Origin of the sequence: Shewanella electrica, assembly GCF_022321485.1 — a bacterium.
Lineage (GTDB): Bacteria > Pseudomonadota > Gammaproteobacteria > Enterobacterales > Shewanellaceae > Shewanella > Shewanella electrica.
Map to the genome: position 1 here is coordinate 23,028 of NZ_JAKOGG010000009.1, position 23,811 is coordinate 46,838.

General features: G+C 50.8%; 21 protein-coding genes and 1 tRNA gene. 16 read left to right on the forward strand and 6 right to left on the reverse strand.

The features are described 5' to 3' along the window. Positions 1–20 precede the first annotated feature (20 nt). From L9G74_RS13070 to L9G74_RS13085, 4 genes are all read left to right on the forward strand, one after another. Positions 21–1,070, forward strand: coding sequence for a polysaccharide deacetylase family protein (locus L9G74_RS13070; protein WP_238896960.1), 1,050 nt, complete (start codon positions 21–23; stop codon positions 1,068–1,070). Between the two features lie 194 nt (positions 1,071–1,264). Next, on the forward strand, positions 1,265–2,002 hold the full coding sequence (locus L9G74_RS13075) for a glycosyltransferase family 2 protein (protein ID WP_238896858.1): 738 nt from the start codon (positions 1,265–1,267) through the stop codon (positions 2,000–2,002). Continuing rightward, on the forward strand, positions 1,974–2,678 hold the full coding sequence (locus L9G74_RS13080) for a TVP38/TMEM64 family protein (protein WP_238896859.1): 705 nt from the start codon (positions 1,974–1,976) through the stop codon (positions 2,676–2,678). The genes L9G74_RS13075 and L9G74_RS13080 overlap by 29 nt, the downstream gene beginning before the upstream one ends. Further along, entirely contained in the window at positions 2,675–4,396 is a 1,722-nt protein-coding gene (locus L9G74_RS13085; RefSeq protein ID WP_238896860.1) for an ArnT family glycosyltransferase, read from the forward strand. Before L9G74_RS13080 ends, L9G74_RS13085 begins: the two co-directional genes overlap by 4 nt. Positions 4,397–4,473: 77 nt before the next feature. On the opposite strand, the gene L9G74_RS13090 is transcribed toward L9G74_RS13085, so the two are convergent. After that, positions 4,474–4,941 carry a cell division inhibitor SulA gene (locus L9G74_RS13090; protein ID WP_238896861.1) on the reverse strand — a complete coding sequence of 156 codons (468 nt, stop codon included), beginning with the start codon at positions 4,939–4,941 and terminating at the stop codon, positions 4,474–4,476. Beyond that, positions 4,938–5,558, reverse strand: coding sequence for a transcriptional repressor LexA (gene lexA, locus L9G74_RS13095; RefSeq protein WP_238896862.1), 621 nt, complete (start codon positions 5,556–5,558; stop codon positions 4,938–4,940). Before lexA ends, L9G74_RS13090 begins: the two co-directional genes overlap by 4 nt. 148 nt (positions 5,559–5,706) lie before the next feature. On the opposite strand from lexA, the gene plsB reads away from it, so the two are divergent. The 3 genes from plsB to L9G74_RS13110 all read left to right on the forward strand — a co-directional run bounded on the left by plsB (position 5,707) and on the right by L9G74_RS13110 (position 9,569). Continuing rightward, positions 5,707–8,133: a glycerol-3-phosphate 1-O-acyltransferase PlsB gene (plsB, locus tag L9G74_RS13100; protein ID WP_238896863.1), complete on the forward strand. Its 2,427-nt coding sequence runs from the start codon at positions 5,707–5,709 to the stop codon at positions 8,131–8,133. Then, the gene (gene mtr, locus L9G74_RS13105; RefSeq protein WP_238896864.1) at positions 8,133–9,380 is read left to right on the forward strand and encodes a tryptophan permease; all 1,248 of its coding nucleotides are present in this window, start codon (positions 8,133–8,135) and stop codon (positions 9,378–9,380) included. Before plsB ends, mtr begins: the two co-directional genes overlap by 1 nt. Before the next feature lie 115 nt (positions 9,381–9,495). Beyond that, positions 9,496–9,569 (forward strand) — tRNA-Gly (locus L9G74_RS13110). A gap of 108 nt (positions 9,570–9,677) precedes the next feature. On the opposite strand, the gene L9G74_RS13115 is transcribed toward L9G74_RS13110, so the two are convergent. After that, the gene (locus L9G74_RS13115; protein WP_238896865.1) at positions 9,678–10,376 is read right to left on the reverse strand and encodes a TorF family putative porin; all 699 of its coding nucleotides are present in this window, start codon (positions 10,374–10,376) and stop codon (positions 9,678–9,680) included. Between the two features lie 449 nt (positions 10,377–10,825). Here L9G74_RS13115 and L9G74_RS13120 point away from each other — a divergent pair, with 449 nt between their 5' ends. The 4 genes from L9G74_RS13120 (at position 10,826) to L9G74_RS13135 (ending at position 16,916) form a co-directional block, all read left to right on the forward strand. Beyond that, positions 10,826–13,480 (forward strand): hypothetical protein, encoded by a 2,655-nt coding sequence (locus L9G74_RS13120; protein ID WP_238896866.1) that lies wholly within the window; start codon positions 10,826–10,828, stop codon positions 13,478–13,480. Positions 13,481–13,662: 182 nt separating this feature from the next. Next, positions 13,663–14,145, forward strand: a complete 483-nt coding sequence (greB, locus tag L9G74_RS13125; RefSeq protein ID WP_238896867.1) for a transcription elongation factor GreB — start codon at positions 13,663–13,665, stop codon at positions 14,143–14,145. 259 nt (positions 14,146–14,404) lie between these two features. Continuing rightward, positions 14,405–15,070, forward strand: coding sequence for a YqiJ family protein (locus L9G74_RS13130; RefSeq protein WP_275297424.1), 666 nt, complete (start codon positions 14,405–14,407; stop codon positions 15,068–15,070). A gap of 10 nt (positions 15,071–15,080) precedes the next feature. Next, complete coding sequence (locus L9G74_RS13135; RefSeq protein ID WP_238896869.1) at positions 15,081–16,916, forward strand: flotillin family protein; 1,836 nt, start codon at positions 15,081–15,083, stop codon at positions 16,914–16,916. A gap of 62 nt (positions 16,917–16,978) precedes the next feature. On the opposite strand, the gene L9G74_RS13140 is transcribed toward L9G74_RS13135, so the two are convergent. Then, entirely contained in the window at positions 16,979–17,761 is a 783-nt protein-coding gene (locus L9G74_RS13140; protein WP_238896870.1) for a TOBE domain-containing protein, read from the reverse strand. 155 nt (positions 17,762–17,916) lie between these two features. On the opposite strand from L9G74_RS13140, the gene modA reads away from it, so the two are divergent. The 5 genes from modA to envZ all read left to right on the forward strand — a co-directional run bounded on the left by modA (position 17,917) and on the right by envZ (position 22,679). Beyond that, on the forward strand, positions 17,917–18,684 hold the full coding sequence (gene modA, locus L9G74_RS13145; protein ID WP_238896871.1) for a molybdate ABC transporter substrate-binding protein: 768 nt from the start codon (positions 17,917–17,919) through the stop codon (positions 18,682–18,684). A gap of 3 nt (positions 18,685–18,687) precedes the next feature. Next, on the forward strand, positions 18,688–19,386 hold the full coding sequence (gene modB / locus L9G74_RS13150) for a molybdate ABC transporter permease subunit (protein WP_238896872.1): 699 nt from the start codon (positions 18,688–18,690) through the stop codon (positions 19,384–19,386). After that, entirely contained in the window at positions 19,380–20,465 is a 1,086-nt protein-coding gene (modC, locus tag L9G74_RS13155) for a molybdenum ABC transporter ATP-binding protein ModC (RefSeq protein ID WP_238896873.1), read from the forward strand. Before modB ends, modC begins: the two co-directional genes overlap by 7 nt. 172 nt (positions 20,466–20,637) lie before the next feature. Next, the gene (ompR, locus tag L9G74_RS13160; protein ID WP_238896874.1) at positions 20,638–21,363 is read left to right on the forward strand and encodes an osmolarity response regulator transcription factor OmpR; all 726 of its coding nucleotides are present in this window, start codon (positions 20,638–20,640) and stop codon (positions 21,361–21,363) included. Beyond that, positions 21,360–22,679, forward strand: a complete 1,320-nt coding sequence (envZ, locus tag L9G74_RS13165) for a two-component system sensor histidine kinase EnvZ (protein WP_238896875.1) — start codon at positions 21,360–21,362, stop codon at positions 22,677–22,679. The genes ompR and envZ overlap by 4 nt, the downstream gene beginning before the upstream one ends. A gap of 5 nt (positions 22,680–22,684) precedes the next feature. Here envZ and L9G74_RS13170 read toward each other — a convergent pair whose 3' ends face one another. Beyond that, positions 22,685–23,158: a peroxiredoxin gene (locus L9G74_RS13170; protein WP_238896876.1), complete on the reverse strand. Its 474-nt coding sequence runs from the start codon at positions 23,156–23,158 to the stop codon at positions 22,685–22,687. Between the two features lie 26 nt (positions 23,159–23,184). Continuing rightward, positions 23,185–23,718: a DUF2937 family protein gene (locus L9G74_RS13175; protein ID WP_238896877.1), complete on the reverse strand. Its 534-nt coding sequence runs from the start codon at positions 23,716–23,718 to the stop codon at positions 23,185–23,187. Positions 23,719–23,811: the final 93 nt, after the last annotated feature.

A 23,811-nucleotide genomic window follows, 5' to 3' on the forward strand; every position in this document is an offset into this window, starting at 1 on the left:
TGTTGGAGATTCTTTTTATGGTGTTAAACAGAGTGTTATGGCTAGTTAGTTTGCTAATGGCGTCAATCGCAAGTGCACAAGCAGCGGTTATTCTACAGTATCACCATGTTTCCGAAACCTCTCCGGCGGTGACTAGCGTTTCGCCAGCACAGTTCAAACAGCAGATGCAGTATTTGCATGAGCAACAGTTCAATGTGGTGCCATTACAGCAAGTGATTGATGCCATCAAAAGCGGCGAGCAACTGCCAGCGAACACAGTGGCAATCACCTTTGATGATGGCTATCGCAGCATCGCCGACAATGCCGCACCGATCTTGCAGCAATATGGTTATCCATACACCTTGTTCGTAGCTATTGAGCCGATTGAAAAGGGCTTTGGTGAGATGATGGATTGGCAGCAACTGAAGCAACTGGCCGCTAACGGCGCCACCATTGCCAACCATTCTTGGGGGCACGAGCATTTGATCCGCCGTTTAGATAACGAGTCAGAGCAACAATGGTTGGCGCGGGTGCAGGATAATCTGCAACGTACCGAAGCGGCCATTTTGCAGCACACCGGCCAAAGTGTGAAAACCTTAGCGTATCCTTACGGTGAATATAATACCGCGCTGCAACAGCTGTTGCAGACGATGGGCTATGTGGCGCTCGGCCAACAAAGTGGTGCAGCAGGGACATACTCGGAACTGACGGCGATTCCGCGCTTTCCAGTAGCGGGGGCGTACGCCAATATGGCTAGCCTTAAGATCAAGCTGCGCTCATTGAACATGCCTGTGTTAAGCCAAACGCCTACTAATCCAGAATTGAGTGCAACACAAACCCAACCAGAGCTGCGCGTTAAGCTGGATATTCAAGATATTCGCACCAAAGAACTGATCTGCTATGTCCAAGGTGAGCAGCAACTGCCAACTTGGATTGACAGTCAAACCTTCATCATAAAGTCTAACACTCCCTTACCTGCTGGCCGCTCTCGCTACAATTGTACTGCACCAAGTAAGACTCAATCTGGCTATTACTGGTTTAGCCAAGCATGGGTTCGACCGAAAGCAGATGGCAGTTGGGTGGCTGAATAATTTTTTTTAACGTAAAAACAAATAACTGTACAGTTGTCATAAAATTCTGTTAACAATTGTGTAATATAAGATTTGTTGGGTGTGCGTCATTCCCAACAAATTTTTTATGTCTCTTAAGTTTTTGATAAGACTCCGGCACTAGCGTGTCGATTGGCTTTTTGCGGTAAGCAAACATGAATCTTTAGGAGCTAGAATTGATATCTGTAGTTATTCCCGCCAAAGATGAGGCAGGAAACATTGGTCCACTAATTACTGAGATTTTTCAAGCACTCAACACGTTGACACCTTTTGAAGTCATCGTTGTCGACGACGGCAGTAGCGATGGCACCGCCGCTGAAGTGGTCGATACCGCTAACGCGCTGGGATGCCAAGCTAAAGTGGTTATCCATAAGCAGAGTACTGGACAAAGTACCGCCGTGTGGACTGGCGTACGCCAAGCTGCTGGTGAGTGGGTTGTGACGTTAGATGCTGATGGTCAAAATGACCCAGCAGATATTCCCGCTATGCTCGATGTAGCAAAACACATTAACGCCACTGATTTCTGTGTTGCAGGCTACCGCAAACACCGTAAAGATACCGCCTGGAAACGCTTTCAATCGCGTATTGCCAATAACATCCGTAACGCCATGTTACATGATGGCGTGCCAGACACTGGCTGCGGTCTCAAGCTGTTTCCCCGTGAAACCTTTATCAAAATGCCATACTTCAACCATATGCATCGTTATATTCCCGCCTTAGTGAAACGTATGGGCGGCGAAGTGCATATCTCAGAGGTCAATCATCGTGACCGACAAATCGGCGTGTCTAAGTACACCGCATGGAACCGCGCTTGGGTGGGGATTGTCGATATCCTCGGGGTGATGTGGCTCATCCGTCGCGCGAAAATAGCGGAGATCAAACAAGTTGAAACTAGTCACCTTACTCAGCAATAAGCAGATGGGTAAGACGCTATTTACCATCATCATCTTTATGCTGCTGGCGTTAATGGTGGAAAGTGGCAGTTTTACCCATTTCACAGATAAGCAGTGGGTGGCCGCACTCATTAATCAAGATGGCATCAGCGGTGATGCGTTGATTTTTGGCTGTGCCGTACTATTTACAGCCGTGGGCGGCCCGCGGCAGTTAGTGGCGCTGGTCTATGGTTATACCTTAGGAAACGGCTACGGTACGGGGATGGCGTTATTGGCGGCGTTGACCGGCTGCGCGGTCAGTTTCTACGTGGCGCGTTTTACCGTGAAAGACCTGATTAAAAGGCATTTTGGCAACAAGCTGATGCGCTTTGAGGCTTTCATCTGCCACAAGACTTGGTTGAAGGTGATTGTGATTCGCTTTTTACCTGTGGGCAGTAATCTGGTGACCAACCTCTTGGCGGGTTCGACCCGCACGCCAGCTGGCGGCTTCTTCCTTGGTAGCGCGATTGGCTACGTGCCACAAACCTTCATTTTTGCTAGCGCTGGCGCCGGTATCGGTTTCTCTGACCATCTCACCTTGCTGCTAAGTTGTGTGTTGTTGCTGGCGTCCAGCATTATCGGCACATATCTCTATCGCTGCCGCGTACAACCCCAAGTGGCTAATCTCCTTGCCGAAGAAAAAGAGAGTCTTTCATGAGTTTGTTGAAGTCTTATTTTGACTCGGATGACTACCGCCGTACCTTTTGGGCACTGTTTATTCTCACTTTGTTGATCATGCTGCTGGGCATTGGTTTGCGGTCACCTTGGCCAGCGGACGAGCCGCGCTTTGTTGAGGTGGCGCGCGAGATGGTCAGCAGTGGTCAGTGGTTATTTCCTTCTCGCGGTGGCGAGTTTTATCCAGACAAGCCGCCAGTATTTATGTGGTCGATTGCACTGTGTTACTTGGTGATTGGCAATTTAAAGCTAGCGTTCCTCATCCCTAACGCACTGTGCGGTTTGCTCACTACCTTGTTGGTGTTTGACCTTGGCGCACGGCTATGGAATGTGCGCACTGGGCGTAATGCGGCGCTGTTGCTGCTGTTGGTGCCACAGTTTTTAATCCAAGCCAAAAATGCCCAAATTGATGCGATGGTGATGTGTTGGATCACTGTTGGCTGTTATGGCTTAATCCGCCACTTTTTTGTGGGCCCAAGTTGGCGTTGGTACTTTATTTCGTGGGCCTTTATGGGGCTGGGCATCATCACCAAAGGTGTCGGTTTCTTGCCGCTACTGATGTTAATCCCTATTGGCGTTTACAGTTGGCGTACTGGACTGTACTGCGACCGTTGGCACTGGCAGGCGGCTCTGGGGCCAGTAGTGATGTTGGCGGTCATCGGCTGTTGGTTGGTGCCGATGGTACTGACTGTGGTCAGCTCTGGCGATGCACAGCACCTTGCCTATATGAACAACATTTTGTTTAAGCAAACTGGGCAACGCTATGTGGCGTCTTGGCATCATATCAAGCCATGGTATTACTTCATCGTGTCGGTGATTCCGTGGTTGTGGTTGCCATTGCCTTTACTGGTGATCGCTTATTGGAACAAGCTGGTAGCTGCCGTCAAAGCTGATCCGCGCATCGCGATTTTGCTGTTGTGGGTGGCATTAGTGGTGTTGTTTTTCAGTATCAGCCCCGGTAAACGCAACGTGTATATTTTGCCGGCGTTGCCAATGGCGTGTTTAGCGATGGCTGCCGCCTTGCAACAGGCCAGCGTCTGTCGCTGGTTTGAGCGTTTAGTGAAAGGGCTATTGTGGTTGTTTGGCGTGGTTGTTTTGCTGCTGGCGATTGCTGCGTTGCGCGATTATCCGGCCTTGGTGAACAAGCTGGCCGACTATACCGACGACTTGTCGCACGTGGGCTATTTTCTGCTAACGTTAGCGCTCGGTTGGCTGCTGTTGCTAGCGTTGGCGCGTAAACAATTGGCGTTGCTGCAAGCGGGCATTATCACTCTGTTTGTGTGGGCTATCAGTAGTAGCTGGGGATATAGCTTGCTAGAGCATATGCGGACGCCCAAAGATGTGACCGAGCGTGTCGCGGCGACCATTGGTGAGCAAGGACAACTCGGGCTGATTGATTTTAAAGAACAATTTATTCTGTTCTCTACTGTGGATATCACCCACTTTAGTTACCTCGCGCCAGTTGCCGAGCAGGAACGTAACGCTTGGTATTGGCAACGGCAGGGCGCGCAGCGTTATCTGTTAGTGCCTGCCAGTGAACAGCTAGCATGTTTTGATCTCAGTAAAGGCCAAGACATGGGAGAGGCGCATCGAGAGCGTTGGTTGTTGTTGGCGGATGACGCTCGCCGCGCCGATTGCCCCAAACCGGAAGTCACTGAAGTGTTCTTCACGCCGAAACCGGGTGTGTGGATGACTGAATAACTGCGTGGCACAAGTTGCAGAACCAAAAAAGCCGTACAGCCTCTGACTCTGTACGGCTTTTTTGTTGCAAGCGGTACTTAATGTACGGCTTGCAACCAACAGCTGGCTTGCAGCTCGGTGGTGCTATGGGTTTCGAGCACGATGCCCAATGCGCGGGCGCTTTTAGCCACGAGCTGCAAGCGGCGTTTATCTTTGTTATCCAGTTGTTCGACCCAACTGACGACCGCGCTGGTGGTGCCGCTGGTTAGCGCGCGCTCGGTCGCCCACAGTGCTTCCACTTCATCGCGGGCATGCACTTGCAGTACGCGGTCCATTCTGACACCGGCATTGGCGAGAATAGTCTTATAACCAGCAAAACCAGGGTTGATTAACACAATCCATCGGCCTTGTTGGCTCAGTTGCGCCAACTGGCTGCTCAACTGTTGCAGTTCGCGGCGGCCATTACTGCTAGATGGCAGGTTAGAAACGCCTAACTCAGTCATGGCGTCACTCGCATCTTGCCATAAACCCGGGTGACGTGGTGCATTGCCCATTAACATGCTCATAGCCAGTCTCCGTTACGGATAATCCCTACCGCTAAACCTTCAATGGTCAGTGTTTGCTCACTGAGGTCAACCTTGATCGGTTGATACGCTTCGTTTTCGGCATGCAGATACACCACGTTGCCTTTACGTTCAAAGCGTTTCACTGTTACGTCATCTTCAACACGTGCGACCACCACTTGGCCGTTACGCGCATCTTGCATCTTGTGCACCGCCAGCAAGTCACCCTCTAAAATGCCGATGTTTTTCATACTGTCGCCACGGACTCGCAGCAAAAAATCAGCATTCGGGCGGAACATCATCGGGTCAACTTGGTAATACTGTTCAATATGTTCTTGTGCCAGAATCGGCTCACCGGCCGCCACTTGGCCGATCAGCGGCAGGCCTTGTTCTTCATCGACTAACTCTTCTTGCGGCAGACGAATCCCGCGTGAGGTGCCGGGCATAATTTCGATGCAGCCTTTTTTGGCGAGAGCTTTTAGATGTTCTTCGGCGGCATTGGCACTCTTAAAGCCGAGGCGACGGGCGATTTCAGCGCGAGTTGGTGGCATGCCTGTCTCGGCGATGTTGCGCTTAATCAGCTCAAGGATTTGTGCTTGTCTTGGTGTCAGAGGTCTCATGGTAAATCCTGTTTTTTTATACAGTATCTGTCAGTATATACAGTATTTTTGCTAGCGCAACTATTAACCATTTTTGAGCAGAATTAGTGAAGTAACGCGGGATTCTGGTATTCTACCGGGCTAACTACTGACGTTTATTTTTTGAGATATGTCGACACACACCTCCATTTGGACATCTTCGCTGCGCTGGCTGCAACGTAAATTGGTACACACCATTACGGTGCCGCAGGATCCTTTTGCTGATCTCAACCTTGATGGTGACCGCCCCGTGGTCTACGTGATGAAAATCGAATCATGGAGCGATAAGGCGGCGTTGGCCGATGTGACCGACAAGCTCGGTTTGCCTAGTCCGTATGAGCCGCTGACCATTGGCACCGAGCAATTGCCGCGTGTGATGTGTCTTGAGGCCGCTAAGCCTTTGTTTGGCAGTCGTAAACAAATGACTAACTACCTCAGCACGTTCACCAAATTACTCAACCTGCATCAGCAACAGCCCGAGTTGAATGTGCAGCTGGTGCCAGTGAGCCTATACTGGGGCCGCACTCCGGGTAAAGAAGATGACACCATGCGTGCCGCGGTGCTGGAGCGTGAAAGCCCAAGTTGGTTGCGCAAGTTTTTGATGATCCTGTTTTTGGGCCGTGACAACTTTGTTCAGTTTGCCAATGCGGTATCGGTGCGCCTAATGGCTGATCAGCATGGTACCGATGAAGCCATTGCCCACAAACTCGCGCGCGTGGCGCGGGTGCATTTTCGCCGTCAACGCAAGGTGATGACCGGCCCGGTGCTGCCAAATCGTCAATGGTTGTTTAGCGAATTGCTGCGCAGCGAAAACATTCGTCACGCCATTGCCGAAGAAGCTGAATCAAAGAAAATCAGCGTCGCAGAAGCACAAAAAACCGCCGAAAAATATCTTGATGAGATTGCGGCAGATTATTCCGACAGCTTGATTCGAGTGTCTGAGCGCATGCTCACGTGGTTATGGAACAAGCTTTATAGCGGTATCAATATCAAAGGCGCTGAGCAAATCCGTCAGTTGCACCACGATGGTCACGAAATCGTTTATGTGCCGTGTCACCGCAGCCACATGGATTATCTGCTGCTGTCGTACATTCTTTATTTCCACGGCATGGTGCCGCCGCATATTGCTGCCGGTATTAACTTGAACTTCTGGCCTGCGGGGCCGATGTTCCGCCGTGGCGGGGCGTTCTTTATTCGCCGCAGTTTCAACGGCAATAAGTTGTACACCGTGGTCTTTAAAGAGTATCTCGACCGGCTGTTTGCCAAAGGTTACTCGGTGGAATACTTCACCGAAGGTGGCCGTTCACGTACTGGTCGTTTGTTATCACCTAAAACCGGCATGTTAGCTATGACGGTGCATTCGGTGCTGCGTGGCATTGAGCGTCCGGTAACCTTAGTGCCAGTGTACTTAGGTTATGATCACGTGATGGAAGTGGCGACCTATCTAAAAGAGCTGCGCGGTAAAGAGAAGAAGAAAGAATCGGTATGGCAAGTGCTTGGCGCGGTGCGCAAGCTGGGTAACTTCGGCCAAGGTTATGTGAACTTTGGTGAGCCGATCAACTTGCAGCAGTTTTTGACCGAGAAACAAGCCGACTGGCGTGAACTGCAAGACCCAGATCTCGACCAAAAACCGGCGTGGCTGACTCCAGCGGTCAACAACCTTGCTACGCGCGTGATGACCCGCATCAACAACGCCGCCGCGGCTACCGCGGTTACGCTAACCAGCACCGTACTGCTGGCGACCGAGCAAAATGCGCTCGAGCGCCGTAAGCTGGAAAACCAAATTAATTTCTATCTCGACCTGCTCAAGCAAGTGCCGTACACCGATTTTGTCTCAGTGCCAGAAGGTGATGCCGCCGCCTTGTTGCAGCAAGGGTTAGATCTGAAAAAATTCTGTATTCAAAATGATGGCATTGGCGATATAGTGTCCATTGATGAAAATGTTGCGGTAACTATGACTTATTACCGAAACAACATCATTCACTTGTTTGCGATTCCATCTTTATTGGCATGTTGCTTAATTCGTTCTGAAAGCTGCAATCGCGAACAGATCACTCTGGTACTGCAACGTCTGTATCCGCTGCTGAAAGCAGAGTTGTTTATGGGCTTGCGTGATGTACAAAGCTTTGCCGATGATTTGCTGGCACGCTTTAGCGCCTTTGGCTACATCAGTGGGGATGCGGAGCATTGGCGCGTCACTGAAGAAGGCGAGCTGGCGTTGACCCTGCTGGCCGAAGTAATGAGCGAAACCTTGCAACGTTACGCTATTATCTTCAACTTGCTCGGCGCTAAGCCAGCCATTGAACGTGGCGACTTAGAGCTAGAAAGTCATCTGCTTGCCAGTCGTTTAGGCCGTTTGCACGGTATTACCGCACCAGAGTTTTACGACAAGAAGTTGTATTCCATGCTCAGCATTAAGTTGAAAGAGCTTGGATATCTCAACAATAACAACAATATGGACGAGATTTCTGCGGTGCGCGATTTGGTAAATCAGTTATTGACCCCCCAAGTGCGTGAAACCATCGTTGCCAGTGCGGAAATCCAACAGGAGAGTTGATGAAGCACAGCAACAGCCCGGATAAGCCGCGTTCGCTACTCGGCGGGGCAATGATCATTGCTGGTACCACGGTTGGTGCCGGCATGTTTTCCCTGCCAGTGACTGGTGCCGGTATGTGGTTTAGCTACGCCGCGCTGATGTTAGTTGGCGTGTGGTTTTGTATGTGGATGTCGGGTTTGCTGTTACTTGAAACCAACCTGCATTTTGAACCTGGCGCCAGCTTCGACACACTCACCCGCAAGACGCTCGGCCAATTTTGGCGGGTGCTCAACGGCGCCTCTATCGCCTTCGTGCTGTACATTCTCACCTATGCCTACATCAGTGGCGGCGGTTCGATTGTTAATCACGCAATCTCGTTCTCCGGTGTCGATCTGCCGCCGAGCGCTGCGGCGTTAACCTTTGCCGTGGTATTGGCCGTCATCGTGATGATCTCTACCAAGGCTGTCGACCGTTTTACCACCATTATGATTGGCGGCATGGTGATCTCCTTCGTGCTGGCTATCGGCAATCTATGGCTGGAAATCGATCCGGTGAAGTTGTGGCAACCTGATGGTGAGCAAGCGTTCTCGCCGTATTTGTGGGCGGCGATTCCCTTTGGTCTCACCAGCTTTGGCTTTCACGGCAACGTGCCATCGTTGGTCAAATATTACGGCCATCAACCCAAGCAGATTGTAAAAGCGATTAGCTTTGGCACCTTCTTCGCCTTAGTGATCTATTTAGGTTGGATGATGGCGACCATGGGCAACCTCGACCGCTCCGCATTTAGCGATATTATCAGTGCCGGTGGCAACATGGGCGTGCTGGTGGGGGCGCTGCAAAGCGTGGTCGCCAGCGACTTGATGAACAGCATGCTCACCCTGTTTGCTAACTTGGCGGTGGCCAGTTCCTTCCTCGGGGTGACGTTAGGCTTGTTCGATTATGTCGCCGACCTGTTTGGCTTTGACGACAGCCGCAGCGGCCGCATGAAAACCTCGTTAGTGACCTTTGTGCCGCCGACCATTATGGGGATTTTGTTCCCCAATGGCTTTTTAGTGGCTATCGGGTTTGCCGGTTTGGCCGCCACGATTTGGGCGGTGATTGTGCCCGCGTTGATGGCTTATCGCTCGCGTATTCTGTTTGCTGAGGCCAAAGGTTTTCGCGTACCGGGTGGCACGGCATTGATTGTGCTGGTGATTCTGTTCGGCGTGTTAACCGCGGTGTGCCATCTGTTATCGATGGCTAATATTCTGCCAGTTTATCAAGGTTGATGCAGCGGATTAAATCACCAGTAGTCAACATTAGCGTGACGTTAACTTAATGACCTGCTTGACAATTTTTTGCTTTGCAGTAATTTAAGCACTCGGCGTCACGCTGACTCCTCTTGCGGGTGTAGTTCAATGGTAGAACGGCAGCTTCCCAAGCTGCATACGAGGGTTCGATTCCCTTCACCCGCTCCATCCTATCGTCCTACTTCTATTGCTCTCGACCCACTTGGGTGTGTGCTTTCAGGACAAAAATCCCCACGCAGCAGAATCCCTTCAACAGCCCCTAGCGACTTTCGCCCATTAGAGGTCAAACGTTTTAGATATGCCGAATACTAAGCGGGTATCACCGGTGTGATCTAAGCTAGTGCCTTGTACTTCAGCCGACAGCTGGTAGCCATTCACCGCGTAATGGGCGCCAGCGCGCCAGTGGCTGTAGCCAGCGCGGTTTTCGCGGGACCACTTATCCATATCGAGGGATTTGGAGTAACCAATGCCTGCCAGTAATGACAAACGGTCGGTCAGCGGCGCAGTTTGCACAAATTTGACGTTGTAATAACGCGCTCCCGCACCGGCGTAGTCAGTGGTGTAGTAACCAATGACGGTGCTGTAGTAGTAAGTCATGGTGGCGTAGAATTCGGTGTAGTTGAATTCGTCACTGCCGTGGGTGCCGAAGTAAGAATATTGGGTCACACCCACATCGTAACTCAGTGCATCGGTCAGTTGCTTGAAGTAACCGGCGGTGATATCTGCTTCTACATTAACCCCATCAAAATCCACGCGGCTGGCATAAGCACTAGCGTGAAAACCACTATCTCCCATCCAACTTAGGTTGGCTTGCACCGCTGGATTTTTGTTGGTTTGGCTAATACCACTGCACAGATAGTCATTGTACGCACTTAGCGTTAGCGAGGTTTTTGCTTGGGCAAAACTGCCGGGGATGATAGTTACCAATACACAACAAATGAGCGCGAACAGAGAGCGCCAACCACGTACAGCCATGAACTTTGCTTCCTATTGATTAAGGATGTAAGAAAATATTTCAAAAAGTAATCAGAGGGCGTGCATGATAATGAACTGGCGAGAATTTGCGAGTGTTTACGGGCGTTACAGCCGTGTTTGTTAGTTTCATAACTGCTTGGCGACACTTAACTGCCTGTTACTCATGGTGAAAGCTGTTGCAAGAAAACGCTGGACGTTATCGTATCGATTCACCACAATTAGCTGATCAATAAGGGAATGGCCGTAGCTGTCTGCTACGGCCATTTTTTTATGGTGCTGCGATGACTGCCAAAATGATGTTGGCTGCATCGTGACTGACGTTAGCCGCCCACGGCGCTGTCAGTGATCTGCTCGCGGTGATGACCGCGGCCACAACGCGTTTCTATCGTCTCAAATGCCGTGCTATGTGCCGTGTTTGAGTGTTGTTAACCGATACCAACGAGTAAGCAATGGACCAGCTGTTAATTCAAGTTAATCTCGACGATAAAGTTTCTCTGCAACATGCCCTGACGGCATTCCAAGCCCAACTACAGGCGGCATATCAACAAGGTGAGCTTATCGGCAATGTCGGTGGTTTTATTCGCCACGACAATAAGCCATTTATCCGCACCGATTTGCGCGACCGTCGCCAATACGAGGCGATGCTGTTTATTAACAACAGCAAATTTGTGCCGGATCCACCTGAAGAACTTACAGAGGAAGATAAAGCCTACGTACTCGAAAACGGCGTGTTTCTGCGATTATCTCACATGGTGGTGTTTCAACAGGCGTTAACCCATGACGATTTGAAACCTTTGTTGGTGGAGATATGTGAACAGCTGGTGGCGTTCTGCATCCAAGTCAACACCTCTAACGAGCTGTTCTTTACCAGCGATATGTTGTTTGGCAACTACCTTTTGGTGTTACTTGCGGAAAAATATCCTGAGTATGCTTATCTGCTGGGGGAGTACTATCCACATGATGCCGACTTTGATCAGATTGCTTACCACGGCTGTGACCTCATCCTCTATCTGTTTGAAAAGTATGGCTATAGTGATTTGATGCTCGATGTGTTGGCCAGTTGCCGTTTTCGCTATCTGCTTGGCTGTATCACATCGAGTTATAACGAGGGTTACGAGCGAGTGCCGCGCTTGCTGTATTGCTTTTTACGCCAACCTGAGCGTTGGCAATATTATCAGCGGGCTGTGCTTGCTTCCTTCAAGCGGCGTCCAATGGCACTAGCAAATGATGCGTTGGCAGGGCATAAATATCATCCGCTTGGTTGGCTAGATAGTGATTTTGAGTATCTATGCGACCAGCGCATGGAGCCAGAAGAAGCGGGTTATGCGGAATGTTGTCAATGGCTCACTGAAACGCAAGCCGACGAACGCGAATTTGGCGATTTTATGCTGCATGGTCGAAGTATTGAGGCTATCAGCGAGGCACTGGAAGAGGCGATTTTTGCTGCCATCCAAGATGTGCCGTTGGTGCAGCTATATTACTACGATGCGCCCATTCTTAACGACACGCTTACGCTCGCTGATATTGTCAATAATCCGTTCTATCAGCCTTATGATCCTGATGATGACAATGAATATGAAACTAACCGCAGTTTCTTGCTTGAGTGTTTCGATAACGGCCAGAAAATTATTAACTACATTGAAGACAATCGCGATGCCGACGTTCTCGATGAGTTACAGCCCACGAATCTCAGACAATTAGCCTTTGAGCATCAGCACTTCATCTATAAACGTTTTGACTATTTTGGCTCAGGAGACATGCAGTTGTCGTCTGATTTGCGCCATGACATCAGCCTCGACGACATTGCTGAGCGCTTCTTAGTGGTCTATCAAAACCCTGATATTTACGATTTAGAAGATGAAGGCGAGTATGAAAATGATCAGAAGTGCCTGCGTCTGCTTGATGTGCTGGTACGACTGTTTGGCAAAAAAGAGCTTAACGCTGACGAATTAGCCATTATTGTTGACGACTTTGAACTGTGTACTATGCAGCAGGCAATAAGGCGTTTTTCGCTGGCGCAGTTCACCGCGGATGAAATTCGCGACATTTTATATGAACTGATTAATGAACCGCTGCAAAGCACCTTCGGTCTACGCAAATTGGACGAGATTTATCGTTTTTATCAAAAGGATAAAAGTCTGTTGCCGCAGATGCTGCCGACGATTATCGAACGCGCCTATTACGATACGCCAGCAGACATCCGTGGCGTAGTTCCTGCCCTTAATCAACAGGAGTTTGCCCGCGGTTCGCAGCTGCTGGCGGTTGCCTATATTTTGGCGCAAGAAGATGATGGTTTGTTTGCCAATAGCCAACTCGCACCGTTGTGGGATTTTTATTACCAAGAGCTTTATAAACGGTGCTACCACGAGATGGCGCTTGAGGCTGGCAAAGATGGTGAATCGCCGTTGCTTGATACTATTAAGCAATATGTGGCTGGCCAAGCCGCTGCAGCGGGTGGCTTGTTCGCCCGTTTTAAAGCGAAATCTGCACCAGCCAGCAGCGGTGTCTCCAAAGCAGATGCATTGGCTGCCGCACAGCAGCTATTGGTCTATGAGCGTGATGAAGATGATGACGGGCAAAGCCGTGACGAAATGCGTACTCATCTACTGGAGTCTGACGCCATGGGGATGGCACTTGCTTCAATGGTTTACGCCGCAAAAGTCGCTAAAGGACCACAGAAAAAACAGTTGCTTAGCTTATTTGAACTGCTGCTGACGCTATTCCCATCCAAAACCTTACTGCTGTGTTTTCAAGAGTTTTCGGCTGATGGCGAACACTTCGCCGCAGTGTCTGCGGCGGAAGTTGAAGCGTTTTGTGATTGGCTGGCAGAGCTCAAGATCGATGAGAAGTACCAATATCTCGCCCGTATCCAAGTGGTGCATCAAGTCAATGAGTATGAAGACGATTGGCAGGAATTTGACGACGACAACGGTCTACAAACCTTATATAGCCATTTGCTCAATCGCTACCGTAAGAAAGACGAGGTCAATGATGACCAGCCAGCGATGATGGCCAGACGTGAACAAAAAATCACTGAGGCACTGGTCGACGCTGTTACGTTGTTAAACCAGCAGCATCGCACCAAATTCCTCAGTTTTATTTAGAGGCCACTGAACTTTAACGTCTGATGTTTGTTCAGAATAAACGCATCAAGGTAGCCGGGCGGCGGTGATAACTGCCCGCTCGGCAATACCGTGGCGTATGCGTTGGAACGCCACGCAAATGGCAGTATATTACGCCATTATCCGTATTCGCCGCGTGCGGCACATTCGCGTTAGGAAGCAGCTTGAGAACAGATCTAATCACGCCCGAAGGTTACGACACCTTAGCCAAGGAACTCGATCATCTATGGCGCGAGTACCGACCCGAGATCACCAAAAAGGTGGCGTGGGCGGCGAGCTTAGGCGATAGATCAGAAAATGCAGATTACAAAGAAAACAAGCGCTTACTGCGACAAATTGACTCGCGGGTGCGTTTTCTTCGCAAACGGTTGGATGCACTCAAAGTGGTCGAATATTCGCCGGTGCAAGAGGGCAAAGTGTTCTTTGGTGCCTGGGTTGAAGTTGAGAGCGAACAGGGCGAAGTGAAAACCTTTCGTATTGTCGGCCCCGATGAGATCTATGGTCACAAACAATATGTGTCCATTGATGCACCGATGGCGCGGGCGTTGATCAAAAAAGAGGTCGACGACGAAGCCGTAGTGCGCACGCCGGACGGTGAAAAAGTCTGGTTTATTAATAAAATCAGCTATCAAACGCCACTGGCCTAATATCGTCACTCGTCTGCGTGGTCGTAGGCGAGTCTGTTCTCTTGCAGTAACACATGCCCCAGCGCCAGCAGCCTTGAACAACCAGCGCTTACCAATCCAGCCTGCGGTGACGACTTATTCGCCATTCCCTTGCATAACAATCTGCGACTTACGTCGCTAGAGTTGTTTTTCACTGTTTTCAGACATTTTTAATGTTTTAGTTGACTTTCTACGGTATTTCGATAATTTGACATATTATGTCGCATGGATGAGTGATGATATGTATAACTTTTTGCTAAGTGATCAGAATTTTGTATTCAGTTGTGCACTTTGCTTAATGTTGTTTCTCGCGCTGGTGGAAGGGGTTGGCGCGCTGATCGGTTTTTCACTGGGCAACCTGATTGACCAGTTACTGCCGGTTGACCTCGATTTAGATGCCGATGCCGAGATTTCGCTCGCTAACCCTGCCAACGGCATGACCGCGCTACTCGGTTGGGTGTGCTTCGCCAAGCTGCCCTTTCTGGTGTGGTTGATAGTGGCACTAACCAGTTTCAGCCTAAGTGGCTATTTGTTAAACGCCACTGCACAAAACTTATGGGGCAGTTGGCTGCCTGTGTATCTCAGCTTGCCGTTAGCCATAGTGGCGATGGTGCTGCTCACGCGCCTTATTGGTCAGCCGTTAGCGCGGCTTATCCCTAAAAATGAATCATCAGCTATCAGTAATCGCACCTTTGTCGGAAAATCGGCACGGATTACTGTTGGCAACGCGCGCCGCGATCTGCCTGCTGAAGCGGTGTTAGTCGACGACTATGGTCAAAAGCATTACATCTTAGTAGCGCCAGAAGACGATAGTGTCATCCCCGCAGGTACTGAAGTTGCCTTACTCGAAAAAACCAAGCGTCACTTTATTGTGAAAGCACTCAACTCCCACTCATCATTAAGTTAAAAGAGGATGTATGAACGAATTTGTTCAATCAGGTGGCACGGATAACCTGAGCTTGATGTTAATTGTTGCTGGCGCGGTCGTAATAGCGCTGTTGGCTATCGGCTTGATTTTCGCCAAGTTGTATAAACGCGCCACCAAAGAAACCGCGTTTGTGCGTACCGGTTTGGGCGGTGAAAAAGTGGTAAAAGATGGCGGTGCCGTAGTGTTGCCAGTGCTGCATGAAGTGATGCCGGTCAATATGACCACGTTGCGTATCGAAGTTGTGCGTGATCTGAAATCAGCATTGATCACCAAAGACCGCATGCGCGTTGACGTGCGCGCCGAGTTTTATCTGCGGGTGGCACCAACGACGGAAGGCATCTCCATGGCCGCGCAAACCTTAGGTTATCGCACCATGGACTCTGACCAAGTGAAAGAGTTGATGGAAGGTAAGTTCGTTGACGTATTGCGTGCAGTGGCGGCCGAAATGACCATGACTGAAATGCATGAGCAGCGGGCCGACTTTGTCCAGCGGGTACAAAACAACGTCGCTACCGACTTGGAGAAAAACGGGCTGGAGCTGGAATCTGTCTCGCTCACCGGTTTTGACCAAACGAATCTTGAATACTTTGATGCCAACAATGCGTTTGACGCGGAAGGCCGCGCCCGTTTGACCCGCATCATTCAAGAAAAACGCAAAGAAACCAACGATATTGAGCAGCAAACCCGCATCCAGATTGAAACCCGCAATTTGGAAGCTGACAAACAATCGCTGGACATCAGTAAGGCGAAGGAACAAGCCTCGCTTGAGCAACAACGGGATTTGGAATTTTCCCGTGCTGAACAGAAAACACTGATCGCTCAACAAGCGGCGGAAAAAGCGCGTGAGTCGGAAGTGGCCGAAATCAACAAGGAACGCGCTATTCAACAAGCACGTATTGAAAAAGAGCAGGTGATTGAGCAGCGTGAAATCGAACGTAAAAAGGCGATTGAAGCGTCGAAAATCGATCAAGAGCAAACCATTCGTGAGAAACAGATTGAGCAGCAACGTGCGGTCGAAGTGGCCGAACAGGTCAAGCAAGTAGCCGTGGCGCTTAAATCGAAAGAGGAATCCGTTGCTCGTGCCGATGCCGCCAGCGAAGAACGCAAAAAAGTTGAAGCGGAAGAAGCGGTTATCACCGCGCGCCAACTGGCTGAAGCCAACCGTAAGAAACAGATTGAAGTGCTGGAAGCCAGCCAAGAAGCTGAACGTGAAGCGGTAGCGGTAAAAGTGGCGGCCGAAGCGGAAAACACCGCCTCCAAAGCGCGCGCCGAAGCGCTAGTGACTGAAGCGGAAGCCAGTGCCCAAGCCGAACGTATTCGCGCCGAAGCCAAAGCGCGCAGCTACGAGGTGGAAGCGGAAGGTAAGCGCATGCTTAACGAAGCCGACAACGTGCTGAGTTTAGAACAGATTGAACTGCAAAAAGCGATTCAAATCCTTAAAGTGCTGCCAGAGATCATCGCTCAAACGGTCAAGCCTTTGGAGCAGATCGACAGCATCAAGATTTTGCAGGGTTATAACGGCTTAGGTAGCAGTACCAGTGCGGCTGACGGCGTAAGCGCCGAAGGCAGTTTGTCTGAGCAGATCACCAATGCTGCACTGAAGTATCGCGCCAATGCACCGATGGTCGATGCAATGTTGTCTGAGTTGGGCTTAGTCAAGCAGGGCGAAGGCTTAGAGCAGCTACTGGGTGGCAGCGCCGCCATTACCCAACAAGCGCTGCAGCACACTAGCAAGAAAACCAATGGTGCGGCTGTGGCACAGCACGCTGAGCGAGCCGCGGATATGGTCGTCGCCGAAAAACCTAACGGCGAACTGCAACAATAAGCTAAGTGTTATCAACAAAAACACCGCCAACTTGGCGGTGTTTTTTATCGCGAGCAGCAAGCTTATTTCATGCTGGCGATAATGGCGTTGGACGGCGTAAAGCTGGCATAGCAGTAATCGCCTTCTGCCAAATTAAAGCCCTCAATGGTGGGATTGTTCACCGAGGCATACACCATATCCGAGCCGCCGATATCCAACGCGATTTCCGAGCGTTGCTCACCAGTGGTCAAACTGACCACGACACCACGCAGATAGTTGTTACCGTCTGCTTCGCTGTGCAAGCGAATCGATACCGACGGTGCTTTGAACAACAACAGCACTTTTTTGCCAACCACTAAGCCCAATTTAGCGGTGCTGGTGTGGGTAATTGAGGCCACCACTTCTTGGCCGCCCTGTAAGCGCAGTTTGAGGTTATCGCTGAGGCTGTCACCCTGTAGTTCGGTCACTTCTGCGAGCAGTTGATTGCGGGCGCTGGTTTCTAATGAGAAATGCGCCATCAGCTCTTGCAAACTGCCCATGGGCACTGCGGCATCGACCAAGGCGGTGAGCGCCATATCCTGCATCTGATCCATCAAGCTATAAAGCTGTAGCAGCCGCTCACCAAATGGCGTCAGCTTAGCGCCACCGCCACCTTTGCCACCCTTCTCGCTATGCACCACGGCTTGTCCAGCACAGGTGTTCATGTCGCTAATGGCGTCCCATGCGGCTTTGTAGCTAATGCCTGCATCACGTGCGCCTTGGCTAATGGAGCCAGAGCGTTGCAAGTGTTGTAGCAAACTGATGCGGCGTGGGTTGGCAAACAGCTTTTGCCCATCGTTGAGTGTGAGAAGCGCTTTTAGATCCATACAGGTGATAGTCCATTCATTGCTTGGGTAATATTGTCCTAGATCTAGTCAATAAAGGCTACCGCTGATCATAAAACTGCAATCGGCTTCTTGTTCATCGTTGTGTAGTTTAGTATATATCGCTTGGTTATCTACACTCACAAGGATCGACAGGAATGAAAGTTGGAATAAAACTGCTGTTGGGCACCATGATTGCCGCTTCGCTCTCTTTTGCCGCTATGGCAAAAGAACAAGTGACCGTGTTTGCCGCTGCATCATTAACGAATGCGTTGACCGATATCGGTCAAGAGTTTGATAAAACACACGATACTAATACCCGCTTCTCGTTTGCTTCTTCATCTACCTTAGCGCGTCAAATCGAGCAGGGTGCGCCAGCGGAAGTCTTCATTTCTGCTAACCAGAAATGGATGGATTATCTGGTAGAGAAAAAAGCGGTAGATAGCGCTAGCCGCTTTACGCTGCTGCATAACGCGCTGGTGATGATTGCGCCGAAAAGCCGTGGTTTGAAAGACGTTACCATTAACGACAAACTGAATATTCCACAATTGATAGGCGATAGCCGTATGGCGGTGGGCGATCCTGACCACGTACCTGCTGGCCGTTACGCTAAAGAAGCGTTGGAAAATCTCGGTTTGTGGAGTGCTAGCGAACCGTTGCTGGCTCGTGCTAACAACGTACGAGCGGCGTTGGCATTGGTGGAACGTGGCGAAGCTACGGTTGGTATTGTGTACGCTACCGATGCACTAGTGTCTGCCGACGTTGAAACTGTCGCAGTATTCCCTGAAACCAGCCACAAACCCATCGCTTATCCAGCAGCCCTGATTGCTGAAAAACCAACAGCTGGCAGCAAAGCGTTTTATGACTATCTGACCACTGATACCGCCAAAGCTATCTTCGTTAAATACGGTTTCAAGGTGCAGTAATCTATGTCCCTGCTAACCGAGTATGAAGTTGTCGCGTTGACCTTAAGCCTCAAAGTGGCGTTGACGGCGGTGTGTGCCAGTTTACCGTTCGGGATTTTAGTGGCGTGGGTATTAGCCCGCTGTAATTTTCCCGGTAAATCCTTGCTGGATGGCATCATCCATCTGCCATTGGTGTTACCGCCAGTTGTCGTGGGGTATTTGTTGTTGGTCAGCATGGGTCGTAGCGGTTGGCTGGGGGCTTGGCTGTATAAATATCTTGGTATCAGCTTTAGTTTCAGTTGGCGCGGTGCCGCGCTGGCGGCTGCGGTGGTGGCATTCCCGTTAATGGTGCGCGCCATTCGCCAAGCGTTTGAGGCGGTGGATACCCGCCTCGAACTGGCGGCGCGAACCTTGGGCGCTGGCCGACTTAAAGTGTTTTTTACTATCAGTTTGCCGCTCACCGCACCGGGGATTGTCTCCGGTATGGTGTTAGCGTTCGCCCGTTGTTTAGGTGAGTTTGGTTCCACCATCACCTTTGTGTCGAACATTCCCGGCGAAACCCGCACTATCCCGTTAGCGATGTATTCCTTTATTGAAACCCCAGGCGCCGAAGCGCAAGCGGCACGCTTGTGTGTGATTGCGATTGTGATTTCACTGGTTTCACTGGTGGCATCGCAATGGTTGGGCCGACGCGTGCAGTTGAGGGCAAGTGGTCAATGTTAACTATCGATGTAACCAAGCAGTTAGGTGACACGTTACTGCAAGTCAATGCTGAATTACCGACTTACGGTGTCAGCGCGATTTTTGGTCGTTCCGGCGCGGGCAAGACCTCGCTGGTCAATATTTTGGGCGGCTTAGCCACGCCTGATACCGGCCGCGTGCAGCTGGGTGACAGAGTGTTGTTTGATGCCTGTCGTCGCATCAATCTACGGCCAGAGCAGCGTGGCACCGGCTTTGTCTTTCAAGATGCGCGCTTGTTTCCGCATTACAGCGTCAGTGGCAACCTCAACTATGGTCGCCCGCGTCACCCAACCCAAGGCAACTTTGACACTGTGGTCGAACTGCTGGGGTTGGAAAAACTGTTGAAACGTTATCCAGCGGGTTTATCCGGTGGCGAGAAACAGCGGGTGGCGATTGGTCGCGCCTTGCTGACCGAACCCGAGCTACTGCTGATGGATGAGCCGCTGGCCTCGCTCGACTTACCGCGTAAAAAAGAGTTACTGCCTTACCTGCAACGCCTCGCCGATGAACTGAAACTACCGATTGTGTACGTCAGCCACAGTTTGGATGAGATTTTGCAACTGGCTGATCACATGCTGGTGATCGACAACGGCAGCATGGTGCTCAACGGCCCATTAGAAAGCGTATGGGACAGCCCGCTACTACGACCGTGGCAATCGGCGCAGGAGCAAAGTTCGCTGCTGTCGGCCAAGGTGGTCAACACATTGCCAGCCTATGAAATGAGCCAACTGGCGGTGGCCGATGGCGCTGCTATTTGGGTCAACCAACTGTTGCCGTTGGAAGGGCAGTTCCGCGTGCGGGTGCACAGCAATCAGGTGTCAGTCTGTCGTGAACGTCCTGAGGCCACCAGTATCCGCAACGTGTTACCGGTGAAATTGGCTGCCATTGATGCCACTGACAGCTCGCAGCACGTCAGCCTGAAATTGCAATTGGGCAACAAGGTAGTGTGGGCCAACATTACCCGCTGGGCGCTCGATGAGTTGCAACTGCAACTGGGCGAGCAGGTTTTTGCCCAAATCAAAGGGGTTAGCCTCAGCGCCGCTGATCTTGCTTCTGTGTGATCCACAAGGCGTTATTGGTGTCATTTAGTCGCTTTTAAATTGCTGTTACAAAGTCCGGGGTAGTTTTTTGTGTTGTTAACCGCTAAATTTGCGATTAACAACAAAAAGTTGCCTCGAATGATGTAACAATAATCGGCTATATTTGGTCGAAATCGCCTTGAAGGACATTTCCATGGGACAAGAAACCTCAAAAATTCTGGTAGTTGATGATGACATGCGACTGCGGGCGTTGCTGGAGCGTTACCTGATGGAACAGGGTTTTCAAGTGCGCGCGGCCGCCAACGCCGAGCAGATGGACCGCTTGCTTGAACGGGAAAACTTCCACCTGTTAGTGCTGGATTTGATGTTGCCGGGTGAAGATGGTTTGTCTATCTGTCGCCGTCTGCGCCAGCAAGGCAGCTCACTGCCGATTGTAATGTTGACCGCCAAAGGTGACGAAGTTGACCGTATCATCGGCTTAGAACTCGGCGCCGACGATTACCTGCCAAAACCATTTAACCCGCGTGAACTGCTGGCTCGTATCAAGGCGGTGATGCGTCGCCAAGCGCAAGAGATCCCCGGTGCACCATCACAGCAAGAAGAGCTGGTGGAGTTTGGCGAATTCAGCCTTAACTTAGCCACTCGCGAAATGTATCACCACGATGAATCTATCGCGCTCACCAGCGGTGAATTTGCCGTATTAAAAGTGTTGGTGACTCATCCGCGTGAACCACTGTCGCGTGATAAGTTGATGAACTTGGCCCGTGGCCGTGATTACTCAGCACTGGAGCGCTCGATTGACGTGCAAGTATCGCGCTTGCGTCGCTTGATCGAAAAAGACCCAGCCAACCCGCGTTATATTCAAACTGTGTGGGGCTTGGGTTACGTGTTTGTGCCAGACGGTGCCACCCGTAAATGAAACGTCGCTGGTGGCAATATCTGCTGCCCCGTAGTGCCTTTAGCCAAACGGTTACCTTGATTGCCTGCTTATTGCTGATCAATCAATTGGTGTCCTACCTCACCGTTACCATCTATTTTATTAAGCCGAGCTATCAGCAGATTAACCAGCTGATAGCGCGGCAGATCAACCTACTGTTTGCCGATGGCGTCGACATCGGCCGCGAACATCTCACCTTAGTCGATGCATTGAACGCCAAAGTGCACGGCGGAGAAATGCAGATCTTCAACCAAAAACAGGCGCGTGAAGCGGGCATTGATGACACCACCTATTACGGCTTTTTGTCATCGCAGATGTCTGACTATCTTGGCGGCGCTGCCGAAGTGCGCATCTCGCAACATCATGGTTTGCAGATTTGGATTAAACCACCGCAAGCGCCATCGGTGTGGATCCAAGTGCCGTTGGATGGGTGGAATGAAGAGGCATTATCGCCGCTTAACCTGTATTTGATCGTGATCGGTGCGCTCAGTGTCGCCGGTGGTTGGTGGTTTGCCAGACAGCAAAACCGGCCGCTGCGGCGCTTACGTCATGCCGCGTTGGGCGTGTCACGCGGCGAATATCCTGAGCCGCTGCCGTTGGCGGGGTCGTCGGAAATTATGGAGGTAACCAATACCTTCAACCAGATGGCCGCCAGTATGAAGCAGTTAGAGCAAGACCGGGCGCTACTGATGGCGGGGATCTCGCACGATTTGCGTACGCCGCTGACACGCATCCGTTTGGCGTCGGAGATGATGAGCGAGCAAGATGCTTATCTGCGTGATGGCATCGTCAACGATATCGAAGATATGGACGCCATCATCAACCAGTTCATCGCTTATATTCGTAACGACCGTCAGCAAGACCGCAGCGCCGTGGATATCAACGCGCTGATCCATGATGTTGCCCAAGCAGAAAATCGCACCGATATTGCGCTGCAACTCGGTGATTGCGGTCAAGTGAATGCCAGCGCTGTGGCAATCAAACGGGTGTTAAGCAATTTGGTCGAAAATGCGCGCCGTTATGGCAATGGTTGGATTCAGATCAGCAGCGGCAGTGATGATGAAGGCGGCTATTTTATAGTGGAAGACAACGGCCCTGGCATTCCGCCTGAGCAAGTTGAACAATTATTTCAACCCTTTACGCAGGGGGATAGTGCCCGTGGCAGTATGGGCTCTGGTTTAGGTCTGGCTATTATTCGCCGTATTGTTGCGCGTCATCATGGTCGAGTAGAACTCAGCAACAGACCGCAGGGCGGCCTGTGTGCCAAGGTGTGGCTGCCGCGCTGGCAGCAAGCCTAATAGGATTACAGCTTGCCCAACATGGTTTTGGCGTCGCTCACTTCAAACGCTTTGGGCGCATCCAGATTAAATTCACGCACTACACCATCTTCAATCAGCATGGAATAACGGCGCGAACGTGGCCCACCAAAACTGCCGGTGTCCAGATCTAAGCCCAAGGCTTTGGTAAAGGCGGCGTTGCCATCGCCCAACATCAGCAGTTCTGCGGCATTTTGTTGCTCGCCCCAAGCTTTCATCACAAACGCATCGTTCACCGCAACGCACACAATCAAATCGACGCCTTTCGCTTTAATCTCATCCGCCAGTGCGACAAAACCGGGCAGGTGCGCGTTAGAACAGGTGGGGGTAAAGGCACCAGGCACGGCAAACAACACCACTTTTTTCTGAGCGAATAATTCGCGGACTTGGTGTTCTACTAAGCCGTCAGCAGTGAGTTCACTGAGTACGGCATCGGGAATACGTTGACCTACAGCAATCATAAATACGCTCCGCGTTGTGTGTAAGATTAGACAGATGTTGGCCGCCGACGTAGACGCCCTATTCCATTGATAATGCACCAGAAACAGGCGCTCAACAAGGACTCAATCAATAGGGCAATCAGCAGCCCGGACAATAAACCAAAGATAATCGCTTCAGGCTTTAACAGTAACTGATAACTGTAGTGTTGCCACACTTCTTGGCGAATATCGGCGATAGGGTCGAGCACGATTTGTTGATAAGGTTGCCACACATGGCCGTTGAACCGTGCCAGTGCATGGGCGAGTTGTTCATGACGCACGGCCAACTGTTGCAAATTCACCCCGCCCGCGCTGAACACCGGATCATTGCTGTTGGCGTAATGGGCGATAAGTTGTTGCAAGTCGCCATTGAAATAGCGGTCAGCATCCCGTTGGAAACCAGCCAACTGTTGTTGCGCTTCAGCCAGATGGGCTTGCAAGCTCTTATGGTATTGATCGACAAAGCCGGGCACTTGTATGCCAGCCAACACCCCGGCACAAAACAGCACTAAGCGTAGATAATCCCGCAATAACTTCAGCATGACCGCACTCCTATCGGCTCACCTGACCATATTGGCGATAACTTGGTCAACGCCGTTAGTGTGACATAGATGCTGAATAATGTTCGAGTGGAG